12 protein-coding genes are annotated in these 13,660 nt (G+C 67.2%); 5 read left to right on the top strand and 7 right to left on the bottom strand.

Annotation, left to right across the window (positions count from 1 at the left end; genetic code table 11):
- Positions 1 to 5: 5 nt before the first annotated feature.
- From VZL07_RS22905 to VZL07_RS22920, 4 genes are all read right to left on the bottom strand, one after another.
- Positions 6 to 704 (bottom strand): response regulator, encoded by a 699-nt coding sequence (locus tag VZL07_RS22905; protein ID WP_426749743.1) that lies wholly within the window; start codon positions 702 to 704, stop codon positions 6 to 8.
- Positions 705 to 784: 80 nt separating this feature from the next.
- On the bottom strand, positions 785 to 1,219 hold the full coding sequence (locus VZL07_RS22910; RefSeq protein WP_426749744.1) for a RidA family protein: 435 nt from the start codon (positions 1,217 to 1,219) through the stop codon (positions 785 to 787).
- 208 nt (positions 1,220 to 1,427) lie between these two features.
- Positions 1,428 to 3,887, bottom strand: coding sequence for an ABC transporter permease (locus tag VZL07_RS22915; protein ID WP_426749745.1), 2,460 nt, complete (start codon positions 3,885 to 3,887; stop codon positions 1,428 to 1,430).
- A gap of 105 nt (positions 3,888 to 3,992) precedes the next feature.
- Positions 3,993 to 5,222, bottom strand: a complete 1,230-nt coding sequence (locus VZL07_RS22920) for an erythromycin esterase family protein (protein ID WP_426749746.1) — start codon at positions 5,220 to 5,222, stop codon at positions 3,993 to 3,995.
- Positions 5,223 to 5,516: 294 nt separating this feature from the next.
- On the opposite strand from VZL07_RS22920, the gene VZL07_RS22925 reads away from it, so the two are divergent.
- Complete coding sequence (locus VZL07_RS22925) at positions 5,517 to 6,335, top strand: HEAT repeat domain-containing protein (protein WP_426749747.1); 819 nt, start codon at positions 5,517 to 5,519, stop codon at positions 6,333 to 6,335.
- A gap of 79 nt (positions 6,336 to 6,414) precedes the next feature.
- On the opposite strand, the gene VZL07_RS22930 is transcribed toward VZL07_RS22925, so the two are convergent.
- A complete protein-coding gene (locus VZL07_RS22930; RefSeq protein WP_426749748.1) occupies positions 6,415 to 7,311 on the bottom strand; it encodes an AraC family transcriptional regulator in 897 nt (298 codons plus the stop codon).
- Positions 7,312 to 7,418: 107 nt separating this feature from the next.
- On the opposite strand from VZL07_RS22930, the gene VZL07_RS22935 reads away from it, so the two are divergent.
- Together VZL07_RS22935 and VZL07_RS22940 are read left to right on the top strand one after the other, a co-directional pair.
- Positions 7,419 to 7,748, top strand: coding sequence for a putative quinol monooxygenase (locus tag VZL07_RS22935; protein ID WP_426749749.1), 330 nt, complete (start codon positions 7,419 to 7,421; stop codon positions 7,746 to 7,748).
- On the top strand, positions 7,745 to 8,488 hold the full coding sequence (locus tag VZL07_RS22940) for an SDR family oxidoreductase (protein WP_426749750.1): 744 nt from the start codon (positions 7,745 to 7,747) through the stop codon (positions 8,486 to 8,488). Before VZL07_RS22935 ends, VZL07_RS22940 begins: the two co-directional genes overlap by 4 nt.
- A gap of 220 nt (positions 8,489 to 8,708) precedes the next feature.
- Here the strand turns inward: VZL07_RS22940 and VZL07_RS22945 are convergent, their stop codons facing one another.
- Both VZL07_RS22945 and VZL07_RS22950 read right to left on the bottom strand, forming a co-directional pair.
- Positions 8,709 to 10,553 carry a glycoside hydrolase family 15 protein gene (locus VZL07_RS22945; protein WP_426749751.1) on the bottom strand — a complete coding sequence of 615 codons (1,845 nt, stop codon included), beginning with the start codon at positions 10,551 to 10,553 and terminating at the stop codon, positions 8,709 to 8,711.
- A 51-nt stretch (positions 10,554 to 10,604) separates the two neighbouring features.
- On the bottom strand, positions 10,605 to 11,690 hold the full coding sequence (locus VZL07_RS22950) for a glucose 1-dehydrogenase (protein WP_426749752.1): 1,086 nt from the start codon (positions 11,688 to 11,690) through the stop codon (positions 10,605 to 10,607).
- 216 nt (positions 11,691 to 11,906) lie between these two features.
- Between VZL07_RS22950 and VZL07_RS22955 the strand changes: the two genes are divergently transcribed.
- Complete coding sequence (locus tag VZL07_RS22955; protein ID WP_426749753.1) at positions 11,907 to 12,920, top strand: aldo/keto reductase; 1,014 nt, start codon at positions 11,907 to 11,909, stop codon at positions 12,918 to 12,920.
- Positions 12,921 to 13,035: 115 nt separating this feature from the next.
- Positions 13,036 to 13,590 (top strand): helix-turn-helix domain-containing protein, encoded by a 555-nt coding sequence (locus VZL07_RS22960; protein ID WP_426749754.1) that lies wholly within the window; start codon positions 13,036 to 13,038, stop codon positions 13,588 to 13,590.
- Positions 13,591 to 13,660: the final 70 nt, after the last annotated feature.

The raw sequence follows: 13,660 nt of genomic DNA on the forward strand, positions 1-13,660 counted from the left end.
ATTCATCATGGCGCGCAGAAGTAGCCCCGGCCGCGCACCGTCTTGATGATTCGGTGCGGTGGCTGCTCGTCGCCGAGCTTCCGGCGCAGCTTGGAGATGCGCATGTCGATGGAGCGGTCCAACCCATCGTGCTCGATGCCACGGAGCGCGGAGAGCAGCGCATCCCGGCTGAGCACCTCCGGCGCGTTGCGGGCGAGCAGCCACAGCAGGTCGAACTCGGCATCCGTGAGGTGCACCGGAGTGTCCGCGAGGCTCACCGTGCGGAGGAGGCCGTCGATGCGTAGCTTCACGGACGGGAGCCACCGGCTGTCATGAGACGGTGCGGCGGCCCCTCGGGTGGCACGGCGGAAGAGGGCGCGCAGGCGGGACAGGAGCACGTGTGGGCGCACCGGCTTGGTGAGGTAGTCGTCCGCGCCTGTATCGAGCGCCACCACCTCGTGAATGTCCTCGTCCAGGGCGGTGAGCATGAGAATCCAGCCCGGGTAGATGGCGCGCGCCTGCCGACACACCTCGATGCCATCCATGCCGGGCAGGAGGATGTCCAGGACGACGCAGTCCGGTGGCTCGCTCCGGAGGGCGGCGAGCGCATCTGGGCCATTCGTCACGGTCCGCACCCGGAAGCCCTGGCCCTTCAAGAAGGAGCTGACCAGCTCGGCCAGCCGTTCATCGTCCTCCACCAGGAGGATGGACTGAGCGCTCTCCATCACTCCTGCCAGCATCCCGTATCAGGTCCGCCAGGTGAAGTGACGTTCGTGACGCAGACACCGGGGCCTTGATGCTGCTGTCACGCGCGGAGGACCGCGACCGCTTCGACTTCGAAGAGCATTCCGTCCAGTGCCAGCCGAGGGACGGGAATCAGCGTGCAGGTCGGCTTCATGCCGCCGTTCCAGGCCGCGTCCAGCTCGGGGCCGATAATCCGGAGCTTCTCCTCCGTGTGGTCCACCACGAGCATCGTGAGCTTGGCGACATCGCCGACGCTGGCCCCCACGGACTCCAGCGCCGTGCGGATGTTCCGGAATGCCTGTCGCACCTGGAGGCGGAAGTCGGGCTCGAGCGCCCCGGTCTCGCTCTCCCCACCTTGCCCCGCCAGGTAGATGAGCCGGGTGCCGGGCGCCACCTGCGCCACGTGCGAGAAGCCGTAGGGCGCCGGGTCGAACAGTCCCTTGGGATTCGTCAGGACCAGCGGCGGCGTCTTCGAAGGTTCAGCGGTCTGTCCCATGATTCACCTGTATGACTTCAGGAGGCGACTTCTTCCGGTTTGGCCTCGAATATGCGAGCGAGCGACAGTCTCTTCAATTGAATCAGGCCGCGGCCCGACCAGGTTCTGGCAATGGACAGCACCGCACATCATCCGAAGCGCTCGGGGCGCCGCTCGTTCAGCACGCCGCCCATGATGCAGCAGCCGGGTTCTGGGACACACAGGCGCTTCAGGCCTCCGAGCGAAGCACGGTCATCGGGTCCACGCGCGACGCGCGTCGGGCCGGCAGCCAGCTCGCGAGCAGCGCCACGCCGAGCAGGAGGAGCGCCACCGTGACGAAGACGAGCGGGTCCGTGGTGCTCACCCCGTACACGAGCCCCGTGAGCACGTGGCTGAGCCCCACCGCCGCCAGCACGCCGAGCCCGATTCCCAACCCCGCGAGCCGTGCCGCTTGCCGGAGAACCAGCCCCAGCACGTCTTCCGCCGTCGCGCCCAGCGCGAAGCGGATGCCGAATTCCCGCGTGCGCTGCGCCACCGCGTAGGACACGACGGCCGCGAGGCCCGCCACCGAGAGCAGCAGCGCCGCCGCACCAAAGGCCCCCAGCAGCAACAGGCTGAAGCGCCTGGGGGCGAGCGAGCCCGCGAGCAGTCCCTCCACCGTGGACAGGCGCGAGGGCAGCTCGGGGGCAAGCTCCTGCAGCACCTGCCGCGCCGCGGTGACCAGGGCCGCGGAGCCCATCGGACCGTGCACCGCGAGGTGGAAGCGGGAGGAGAACTGCTGACGCTGCCGGGAGCAGCCATAGAGCATGGGGCTGGGCGCGTCATCCAGCCCTCGCTCCCGCACGTCTCCCACCACGCCGACAATGGTGAAGGGCCGCAGGTCTCCGTCCATGTTGCCGAACTGGATGAGCTTGCCCAGCGGGTCCTCGTGGGGCCAGCGGGCCTTCGCGAGCGACTCACTGATGACGGCCACGTGCGGCGCGTCGGCGTGGTCGCGCGCATCGAACAGCCGGCCGCGCACGAGCGGGATGCCGAGCGCGGCGAAGTAGCCTTCGCTCGCCACGCGGTACTCGGCGGAGCCGGTGCGCTCGGGCTCGCGCGACAGCCGCCCGAAGTCGTCGAGGTCACCCACCTCGTCGGGGCGGTTGAGCACGAGGAAGGTGCCATCGCCCCCCGGGCTTCCCTCGAGCGGGAAGTTGCTCACGGCGCCCGCCGCGCGCACGCCGGGCAGCGCCCTCAGTCGTGAGAGGAGGTGCTCCTGTAGTTGCACGTTGCGCTGTCCCTGCGCCTCGTCCTCGGCTGGGGGGAGCACGAGGCTGAGCACCGCGACATTCTCGGTGCGATATCCCGGGTCCAGCGCGAGCAGTCCCAGCAGGCTCCGTCCGAGCAACGCCGCGCCCACCAGGAGGACCAACGCGAGGGCGAGCTGTCCCACGACGAGGGCACGGCGCGTTTGCTCGGCGCCACCTCCGCCGCTGTGCGTGCGCCCGGCGCGCGCCAGCGTGGCCCCCGGGGGCTGCCGCGCCGCGCGCAGCGCCGTCATCAACCCCAGCCCCAGTGCGAGCAGCAGCGAGAGCCCGAGGGTGAAGAAGAGCACCGTGGCGTTCACCCCCACCTCGTCGACCCGTGGCAGGTGACCCGGCTCGGCCGCGAGCAGCGCGCGCACGCCCCAGGCGGCAAGCACGGCTCCCAGCGCGCCTCCCGCCAGTGACAGCAGGAGCGACTCCAGGACGAATCGCCGCGTCAATGCTCCGGGCCCCGCGCCAAGGGCCACGTGGATGGCGAGCTCCCGGGACCGGGTGGCCGCGCGGGCGAGCAGCAGGTTGGTCACGTTGGCGCCCGCCACCAGCAGCAGGAAGGCCGCGGCGCCCGACAGGAGGAGGAGCGTGGGGCGCACGCGGCCCACCAGGCTCTCCTGCACGGGCTCCACGGCGATGTCATGCATCCGCGTGTCACGGCCATGCACGGCCGCGAGCTCGCGGGCGATGTGTGTGAGCTCCGCTCTCGCGGCCTGGAGGTCGATGCCGTCCGCCAGCCTTCCCACCACTCGCCAGTTGTGCGCGGTGCGGCTGGGCAAGGGGGCCTCCAGCTCCCGCGGAATCCACAGCTGCGTGCCTACCGGGTAGTCGAAGGACTCGGGCATCACGCCCACCACGGTGTACGCGCGTCCTTCGAAGGTGAGGGTGTCCGGTAGGGGTAGCGGGCGTGCGCCCAGGTAGCGTTTCCAGAAGGCGTGGCTCACCACCACCACGGGAGTGCCTCCCACCCGTTGCTCCTCCTCGGCGAAGAGGCGGCCCTGGATGGGCCGCACCGCGAAGGCGGGGAAGAAGTCACGCGAGGCGAGCGCCAGCGTGGCGAAGGCCGGCTCGTCGGCGCCCGTGACGGCGACGCTCGCCGCTCCCGACACCTGGGCCAGCGCCGCGACGGTGCGAGTGCGCGCCCGGACATCCTCGAAGTTGGGGTCCGAGAACCGCGTCAAGTGGCCGTCCGCCGCGCGCTGGGAGAGCTCCACGAGGCGCTCGGGACGCGGATAGGGCAGGGGGCGCAGCAGGACGCCTTCCACCACGCTGAAGAGCGCGGTGCTCGCTCCGATGCCCACCGCCAGCATCAGCACGCACGCCAGCGTGAAGCCGGGGCTGCGGCCCAGTGAGCGCAGGCTCTGACGCAATCCATCTAGAACAGTATCCACGCGAGACGTCTCCTGGCGCCGTTCAGCGGCCTCCGGGGCGGCTACGTCCAGGCCGGCGGACGATTGCGTGGCCCTCCACCGGCTCCAGCTGGGAAGCCGCGCCGGTCAGCGGCTGACCGCGCTCGGCGGCCGTTCCTCCCGGAAGATCAGCAAGCCGTCCATGACCGTCTCCCAGGGGGCCGTCACCCACGCATAGCTCAAGGGACGGGCTGCCCGGACCCGCGCGTCACGAAGCTGGCCGCGGTCCAGATACCGGGTGTCCGCGGTGTGGGCCGAGAACGCCCAGGCCTCCAGGGAGTCCTCCAGGGCGGGCTCCAGGACATACCTGCGCGGCGTACTGGCCAGGGAATAGCTGCCGGAGAGCGCCGAGAAGCCCAGCACGAAGGCCTGGTCTCCGAACCGCTCCTGGACCTGGGTGCCGAAGGAAATCGGATGCCGCCCATCCTTCTCCAGGCTCGCGAGGCTCTTGGCGGCATGAATCGTGGCGAGCCAGACGATGGTCTTCCGAGGCCTGGGAGACTGGGCCAGGAACGCCTCGAGGTTCATGAACATGGAGCGGGCACGGTGGTTGAAATCGCTCCAGTCCTGGGGCGCGCCGGCTTGCTCCTGAGGCCGGGACATCACCGCGGCCTGCCGCTCGAAGAACCGGTCCAGGTTGCGGACCATCCGCAGGTGCCCCCGGGCCCTCGAGTCCGCGGGCACGGCAGGCCCGGCGAGCACCGTTTCCAGCTCCTTCCAGCAGCCCTGGATGAACCGCGCCCTTTCCGCTGTGAAACGATGGGCGTCGTCATACCTCCAGGACATGTACCTCTCGATTTCCGCTCCGCATTCCGCCTGCCTCGGGCCCGCCAGGTACGGCATGAGCTCACGCGTCATCTCGCGCTGTGCGTAGGTGCCCCGGTTGACCTGGTCATCGAGCCCCCCGGCGATGAGCGTCCCCGACGTGAGCCGCTTGGTCAGGACTGGAATCAGGGGCTCCATCTCCTGGTTGGCCCACATCCCTCCAATCGCGTCCGCCACCATGGCCTCGTCGACCGGCTCGCCCGCGTCCAGTCTCGACTGGATGTGGAGGAAGTCATAGAGGCCCGTCTCGATGATGAAGCCATCGTATTGGCACTCCTCCATGAGCCGGCGGGTCAGCTCCACCTTGAAGGCGATGGTCCTGGCGCTTCCGTGATGGGACTCCTCCCCCAGCAGGGCGAGTCGCTTGTCGCACAAGTCGCGCACAATGCGATCGGCGTCGGATGCCGCCAGGGGCTCTCGCGCGGCCACCACGCTCTGGGAGGGCGCCACGCAGCCCGACAGGAGTAGCGACAGGAACAGCAGGTATCTCATTCGTGGTCTCTCCGGGCGTAGGCGCTCGTTCCCCTTCAACGCAATTCACGCCCGGATTCCCTCACCCCCTGACCGGGGAAATGTCGTCCCTGGCCGTGCGGAGGCCGGAGCCACCCTCCAACTCACTCTCGACGAACGAGCGTGCGACCGAAGACACGAGGACCATCCTGGTGCCGTCGTCATGGCGCGGCATGCCTTCACCCATGACACCGTGGCCGGGTTTTGGGTAAGGACGAAGGGGCGTCCCTTCTGCAGCACCTGGCGGTCGATACCCTCGGAGTAGACAGGGGCATCATGAGTCAGCTTGACGATGACGATGAGAGAAGCACCGAAGTGCTCATCCAGGCTTCACTCGAGGGGGACGAGGATGACGAGCGCGCCTGGGCCGCTATCCGAGCGCTGCACCGTCGGGCGTCGCGTGACGTACTGGATGCCGCCATACGACTTCTTGGCGCGCCCTCTGCGAAGGCGCGGGGGCGCGGAGCAGATATTCTGGGCCAGCTTGGAGCAGGGGGCCCCGTCTTCTCGGAGGAGCGTGGCGAAGCGCTGGTGGCCCTGCTTCGGCGGGAGACGGAGCCCGCTGTCCTTCTCTCAGTAGGCGTTGCACTGGGGCACCTGCAGGAGCCTCGCGCCCTTCCCGAGCTCATCCGTCTTGCGAATCATCTCTCTGCCGATGCGCGGTACGGCGCGGCGTACGGGCTGGCTGGCCTGGATGCGCCAGAAGCGGTGGCGACGCTCATCAGGCTTTCGGCCGACGAGGATCGCGACGTCCGGGACTGGGCGACCTTTGGCCTGGGGTCTCTCATGGAGGACGTCGACACACCGCAGCTGCGGGATGCGCTCGCAGCACGCCTCGGTGACGAGGACAAAGAAATCGTCGGAGAGGCCCTGGTCGGCCTCGCGGCGCGCAAGGACCCTCGTGCTGTCGAGCCCGTGCGCGCTGCGCTTCTTGGAAGTCAGGTGACGGTGTACGCGCTCGAAGCCGCTGCGTCTCTGGGCGACCCGGAATTCTATCCGCTTCTCCTCGCCATCCGCGATTCACCGGCCCCTGCGGATAGCTACTTCCTGAGCGTCCTTGATGACGTCATCTCCCAGTTCGAACAGGGAGAATAGGCCGGAGTCAGTTGCATTGGGCCCAACCCGCTTGGTTCGTCTGATGCAGCGAACTGATTCAACGGCGATGAAGGCCGAGTCAGCTCGCACGCGCATAACGCCCTGGAGACTGGCCCACGCGTCGGCTGAACGCCGTGGTGAAGGTGCTTGCAGAGCTGTAGCCAACGCGCTCGGCGACCTCGGTGATGGAGAGCTCCTGTCCGCGGAGCAGGCTCCTCGCGACGGCCATCCGCCAGTCCAGCAGGTACTCCATGGGGGGCATGCCCACCGTGCGCATGAAGCGCTCGAAGAACGCCGAGCGAGACAGCGCCGCGCACTTCGCGAGCTGCGCCACCGTCCACGGCCGGTTGAGGTGGCGGTGCATCTGCCGTATCGCAGGTGCGAGCCGCGTATCCGCCAGTCCGCGTAGGAGCCCCGGAGGCGCGTCGTCGCTCGACGTTGACCGCAGCGCCTCGATGAGCAGCAACTCCACCAGACGCGTCAGGACGAGGTCGCGGCCCGAGCGCTGCTGGCTCGTCTCGTCACTGACGAGCTGTACCAGCACGGAGAGCCGCTCCACGCCGCGTACGTGCACCAGGGCCGGGAGTAGCGACACCATCAGGGCTGCGTCAGGCGAGTCGAAGACGAAGTAACCGCCGAGCAGCCGCACCTCCGGGCGGCCGCCTCGCTTGCCATGGCGCACCTCGCCTTGGGGGGAGGGGGCCACCTTGGGGTTGACGCGCTCGGGCGTCACCGGCTCGAAGCCCGAGATGGTGAAGCCCGGCGTTGCTGGTAGGAGTACGAAATCCCCCGCCTCGATCGTGAGGGGCGCCTGGCCATCGACGGCCAGCCGGCAGCTTCCTTCGAGCACGGCACAGAAGCTCGGCTGACCAAATTCCGAGTAGCGGACGCCCCAGCGGCCCGCTCCGCTGATGCCTTTCGAGAAGACGGCTCTTGGCTGAAGTAGCGAGATGACTTCAGAGAGAGGGTCGGTCATGGCTGGACTCTAGCAGAAGAAATATGGACTCCCTGTGGTGGAGAGTCCTGATTGCCGCGGGTACCTTGAGAACATCGACGCCGCGCGAATCGCGGCAAGGAGTCTGCATGAAGACAACGTATGGATTCCGGGCGACAATGATTGCTCGTCCGGGCAGAGGCGATGAGCTGGCTGCGCTGTTGCTCACCGCGGCGAGCGGCACGGACTCGGCAGCCCACGAAGACGGTGTCCTCTATCTCGTCGGGCGCTCCGCGAGCAACCGGGACGTCGTCCACGTCACGGAGGGGTGGACGACGAAGGCGTCGCACGCCGCGAGCTTCGCGAGTCCACGAACGCGGGCATTCCTCGCGGAACTGGCTCCGCTCGTCACCGGAGAGGCTCAGTACCAGGACGAGGTGCCCGTTGGCGGTAGATTCCAAACGGAGGGACACTCATGAAGACGGTGCTCATCACGGGGTGCTCCTCCGGATACGGGCTCGAGACCGCACGCTACTTTCACGCCCAGGGCTGGAACGTGGTCGCAACCATGCGAACGCCGCGTGAGGATGTCCTGCCTCGTTCGGACCGACTGCGCGTGGTGCCGCTCGACGTGACGAAACCCGAGAGCATCGTTTCCGCGCTGGAGGCGAGCGGGCCCATTGATGTGCTCGTCAACAATGCGGGGATCGGGCTCATGGGGGCCTTCGAGGTCACGCCGATGGCCACGGTACGTGAAGTGTTCGAGACGAATGTCCTCGGCGTCATGGCGATGACGCAGGCGGTGCTGCCGCAGCTTCGCGCACGCAAGTCGGGCGTGATTGTCAACGTGACATCGAGCGCGACGCTGGCGCCGATGCCACTGGTGGCCGTATACACCGCAAGCAAGGTGGCCATCGAAGGGTTCACCGAGTCGCTCGCGTTCGAGCTCGAAGCCTTCAACCTGCGCGTGAAACTCGTCGAGCCGGGCTATTGCCCGGACACCCGCTTCGCGAGCAATGGCAGTTCCCGAATGGAAGGGCTGTTTCCAGAGCCGTATGCGCCCTTCGCCCAGCGCATCTTCGCCTCGCTCGGGCAGCTGGCCGCGACGACGCGCGAGTCCGACGTGGCGGAGGCGATCTGGCAGGCCGCGAACGACACGTCCGGGAAGCTCCGCTTTCCCGCGGGGCCCGACGCGGTGGCACTGGCCCGGTCGGCGTGAACAGGCTCGAGGAGGCGTGGACTGTGCTTCGCGGCGGCGCCAATCCGTCATCCTGAGCGGCCGAACCGACTGCGGGCAACAGCTCTCAGGGACGGCCGCTGCGAAGCACGAAGTCGACGCCCGCCAGCGCACGGCAGCGTCAGCTCCCTATGGGCTGGCCAGCCGTGGGACGGCGGGCACCCTCCGTCGGTCGGAGCCTGAGGCCCTGCTCCGCGCTTCATCAATGCATGCTCGTCTCCGCCATGGCGGGGAACGCCACCTTCCGTCCCGAGACCTTGCTCTCGAGGAGGAAGACGCTATTGATGAGACCAACATGTGAGAATGCCTGCGGAAAGTTCCCCAGCTGGCGTTGCAACCCAGGATGGTACTCCTCCGCGAGAAGGCCGTAGGTGCTCCTCAGGGAGATGAGGCGGTCGAGGAGCGCCTTGGCGTCGTCGAGGCGCCCGACCATGGTGTAGTTATCGACGAGCCAGAAGCTGCAGATGAGGAACGTGGCCTCATGACCGGCGAGCCCGTCCACCCCGGTCTCGGTCGCGTACCTCAATACCAGCCCGTCCCAGGTGAGGCCCCGCTCAATGGCGGCGACAGTGGAAAGCATGCGAGGGTCTGTCGCGGGCAGGAAGCCCATGTGCGGAATCAGGAGCACGCTCGCATCGAGGGCCTCGGAGCCATAGGACTGTGTGAAGGCGCCGACGCGCTGGTTGAAGCCGCGCGTCAGGATTTCGGCGCGAATCTCTTCGCGCAGGGAACGCCAGCGGTACAACCGATTCTTCAGTGGCTCGGGTGCCCTGGCGTGGTTGTTCTCGATGAACCGGACGCCGCGGTCGACTGCGACCCATGCCATCAGCTTTGAATGTGTGAAGTGGAGGCGGTTCTTGCTGCGGATTTCCCAGATTCCCTCGTCCGTCCGCTGCCAGTTCGCCTCGACGAAGTCCACGATGACTTTGATCATGTCCCAGGGAATCGGGACATCGTCCACGACACCGTGTTCGCGTGCCTCGTACATGGTGTTGAGCATCTCGCCGTAGATGTCCAGTTGGAACTGGTCATATGCAGCGTTGCCGATGCGAACCGGCCTGGACTCCTCGTAGCCCGGAAGCCAGGGGAGGGAAATCTCGGTAAGGCGATGCTCGCCGGCGACGCCGTACATGAGCTGCATCTCCGCCGGAGCGCCGGCGACCGCTCGCAGCAGCCAGTCTCGCCAGGCGCGTGCCTCCTCGAAGTAGCCACCGCGCATCAGCGCGTCGAGCGTGAGCGACGCGTCTCGCAGCCAGCAGAAGCGGTAGTCCCAATTGCGGACTCCGCCGAGCTCCTCCGGAAGAGACGTGGTCGGAGCGGCGACGATGCCTCCGGTCGGCTCGTGGGTCAGTGCCTTCAGGGTGATGAGCGAGCGTACCACGGCATCGCGGTAGGCCCCGTCATAGCTGCAGTGGCTCACCCACTGGCGCCAGTGGTGCTCGGTGCGTACGAGCTCCCGCTCCGCATCGACGGAGTGGTGGGGCTCGCGCTCGTGCGACCGATAGAAGGCCAGTGTGAATGGCAGTCGCTGCCCCGCGCGGACGACGAAGTCCGACTCCAGGCGCGCCGCATCCCAGTCCGGCCTGATGGGGACCGGGCTTTCATATGCGAGCGCATCGGGTCCCGAGACGAGCGTGGCCCGCTGTGCTTCGCAGCGAATCCACGGAATCAGGTTGCCATAGGCGAAGCGTGCCTTCAGGTCGGCGTGCATCGGGACTTCGCCCTCGAGACCCTCGACGATGCGGATGATGTCGTGGTCCGCGGCCCCCGGGGGCATGAAGTCGATGATGCGAGCGCGACCATTGTCGCACGTCAGCTCCGTTTCGAGGACGAGGGTGTCCGGCCGATAGCGTTTCTGGGTGCCCTGTATCTTCGTCGCGGGCCGGATGGACCAGTAGCCGTGCGCATCGTTGCCGAGCAACTTGGCGAAACAGGCATCGGAGTCGATTCGCGGCAGGCAGAGCCAATCGAGCGAGCCGCTGCTCGAGATGAGGGCAACGGTGGTGGTGTCGCCAATAAGGCCATATTGCTCAAGGGGGGCCGCCATGGCCGAAACGTGGCGGCGCCCCGCTCGATGTGCAAGGTTCGTAGGCCCGGCTCATGGTGCGCGTCCGTTCGCCAGCTTGACCACCTGCTTGATGCCGCCGTGCTCTGTAACGAGCCTGGGCGACTCTTCGAGCGTGCTCCTGCGCGTGATGAGCGCGCGCACGCTCTGCGGAAAGAGGAACATCGCCTGCTCGAGCTCGGAGATTGCCAGTTCATACGCGCTTCGGCTCGCATTGACCGTTCCGAGGATGAGCTGATTCTTCAGCACGATGTCGCGCATGAGTGCGTCCGTGTTGATCGGGTTGGCAGCGCCATGCCCAGGAATCCCCGTGAAGATGAAGAGCCCGTTCGAGTCCAATGCCGTGAAGGCCGCGAACGCAACACTCGAAATGCCAACCGCCTCGTAGATGACGTCGAATGGCTCGAGGTCCCGGAGGGACACGTCCTGTCCGCAGATATACGAGGCGCCGAGGGCCCGGATGAGCGCCGCGCGTTCGCTCGCCGCGGACTCCAGTGAATAGACGAAGGTGTCATAGCGCTTCACCACCATGCTCATGGCACCCAGGATTCCCACGGGCCCGGCGCCAAGGACGAGCGCCCGTATTCGGGTTCGCTCCCACGGAAGCCGCTCCTGAACGGCTTGTGCCTGCTCCGCTGCCTTGGCCGCCACGGTGAGCGGCTCGATGAGGACGGCCACGTCGGAAAGCTCGCGAGGCACGACGACCAGGTACGCCTCGTCCTCCACGGTCCACTCTTGAAGAAAGCCGTGCGCCTCTTTGATACCTCGCTCGCGGAAGTCCCCAGTGACGCAGAAATCCTGCCTCTCCGCGCGGCAAGCCCGGCACCGCGCGTGGGGACATGGCCTGCGCACGGTGGGCACCACGAGGTCTCCCGGTCGCACCAGGGTGACATCCGGTCCTGTCTCCGCCACCTCCGCGAGGGCCTCGTGCCCGAGGATGAGGTGGTCGGAGCCTGGAGGCGGTGTGCCATACGTAAATGCACCAATCTCCCGGTCCGTCCCGCAGATTCCTACCTCGAGGATTCTCAGGAGCACCTGGGTGCCCGTTACGGGCAGGGGCTCGGGTTGCTCGACAAGGCGAACCTCGCGTGCTTCGGGAAACACTGCCAGTCCCCGCATTCCACACCTCGCGCAGCGACGTATTGGTCCCGCAGGGAAGATGGGCACGCGGTCTCGCCGAGAAGACAGTTTCGGGCCTGCCGAGTCGTACGCCCGCTAGACGCCTCGTGTGCTGGGCGAAGTGGGGAGCCTTCCTGCGCGGGCTCGTGAGCGGCTTGATTCACGAACGCCCGATACACACACACAGCCTGTGGCGCGAGGATAAGGAAGGATGAGATGGAATACGCCTTGATTTCAGACGTGCCGGTTTCTGCCAGCCGAATTGGCTTGGGGACATGGGCCATGGGCGGGACGCAGTGGGGGGGCGCTGACGACGATGAGTCGGTGCGCACCATCCACGCGGCGCTCGACCTTGGCGTGACACTTATCGATACTGCGCCGGCCTATGGATTCGGGCACTCGGAGGAGGTCGTCGGCAGGGCGCTGGCCGAGCGAGGCGGTCGTGACAGGGTCGTCCTCGCAACCAAGGTGGGCCTCGAGCAGCGAGGGGATGGGGTCGTCCGCAACTCGTCCCCTCGTCAAATCTCCAATGAAATCGAACGCTCGCTCAAGCGGCTGAAGACTGACTACATCGACCTCTACCAGGTTCACTGGCCGGACTTCGCCACCCCGTATGAAGAGACTGCGCAGGCGTTGCTCGACCTCCAGCGCGCCGGAAAGATTCGGGCCATCGGCGTATCCAACTACTCCATCGAGGCAATGGAGCGCTTTCGCCGTGTGGCTCCACTCGCCTCCGCTCAACCCCCGCTCAACCTCTTCGAGCGTGAAGCCTTGGAGGACATCATTCCCTGGTGCCGAGCGCACGGTGTGGCCACCCTGACCTACGGCGCGTTGTGCCGGGGGCTCCTGTCCGGCACTTTGAATGAGGGGACCGCGTTTGAGGGCGATGACCTGCGAAAGACCGACCCGAAGTTCCTGCCACCGCGGTTCGCGCAGTACCTGCAGGCCGTCCAGCGCCTGGAGCGGTTCGCGCGCGAGCGTTACGGCAAGGGCGTGCTCGCGCTCGCCGTCCGTTGGGTGCTCGAACAACCCGGTGTCTCGGTGGCGCTATGGGGCGCCAGGCGCGCGACCGAGCTCGATGCGCTCAAGGACGTGATGGGCTGGCAGCTCGATAAGGAGGCGCTGACGTATATGGACTCGATGGTCAACGAGTCCGTGCGCGAGCCCGTGGGCCCGGAGTTCATGGCGCCTCCAGTGGGACGTCCAGAGGAGCCGGAAGCGCGGGTGTAGGGATGGATGCTGGCGACCACTGGGAACAGTTGAGAGGTGCGCCCAATCCGATTGCTCGAGGGAGGAGTCCCTGGTCAGACTTGGGGGGCTGCCTGCGACACCTGGTCCATCCGACATGACCGAACCCCTCCTGCAACCGTCGCTGGGAATCGCCCTTCGCCGCTGGCGGAGGCTCCATCACGTCAAGCAGACCCATGCCGCCGAGTTGTTCGGCGTCGCGCAATCGACCATCTCCCGCTGGGAGCGAGGCGTGCAGGGGATGGAGCCCTCCGAGCAGGCGCGCCTCGAAGCCCTGCTGTCCGCCCGCCTGGATGCTGCGGCTGACCAGGCGCTGGCACGGCTCGTCCGGGACAGCCATCGCCCCGTCCATCTCATCTGCGACCTGACGCACCGCCTGCTCGCCTGCTCGCCTTCGCGTGCCTCGGAGTTCGGCGTCCCCGTCGCCGAGCTATTGGGCCGCTCACTCTGGCGCTACTCGACCGAGGAAATCGTCCGCAAGGAGTCCGCGCTCGATTCGCTGGGCTGGCGTGAGGTGCTCGCGCCGCCGGCCCTGGAGTTCCCCAGTGGGGCCAACGACTCAGCCATCATTCCCATCCGCCCCAGCGTTTGCCGCTGGACGCGGATGACCCTCTCGGATGGCACGGCCGCGCGGTTGGTAGAGACGCTCTGAGCGCGCATGTGCCGGGGACGCATACTTTATGCGTGGACTCCGGACAGCGGGGTGCCCAGTCTTCACGGCA

The sequence above is a fragment of the Pseudomyxococcus flavus genome, from assembly GCF_050038885.1.
In the GTDB taxonomy this organism is placed as follows: Bacteria; Myxococcota; Myxococcia; order Myxococcales; family Myxococcaceae; genus Myxococcus; species Myxococcus flavus.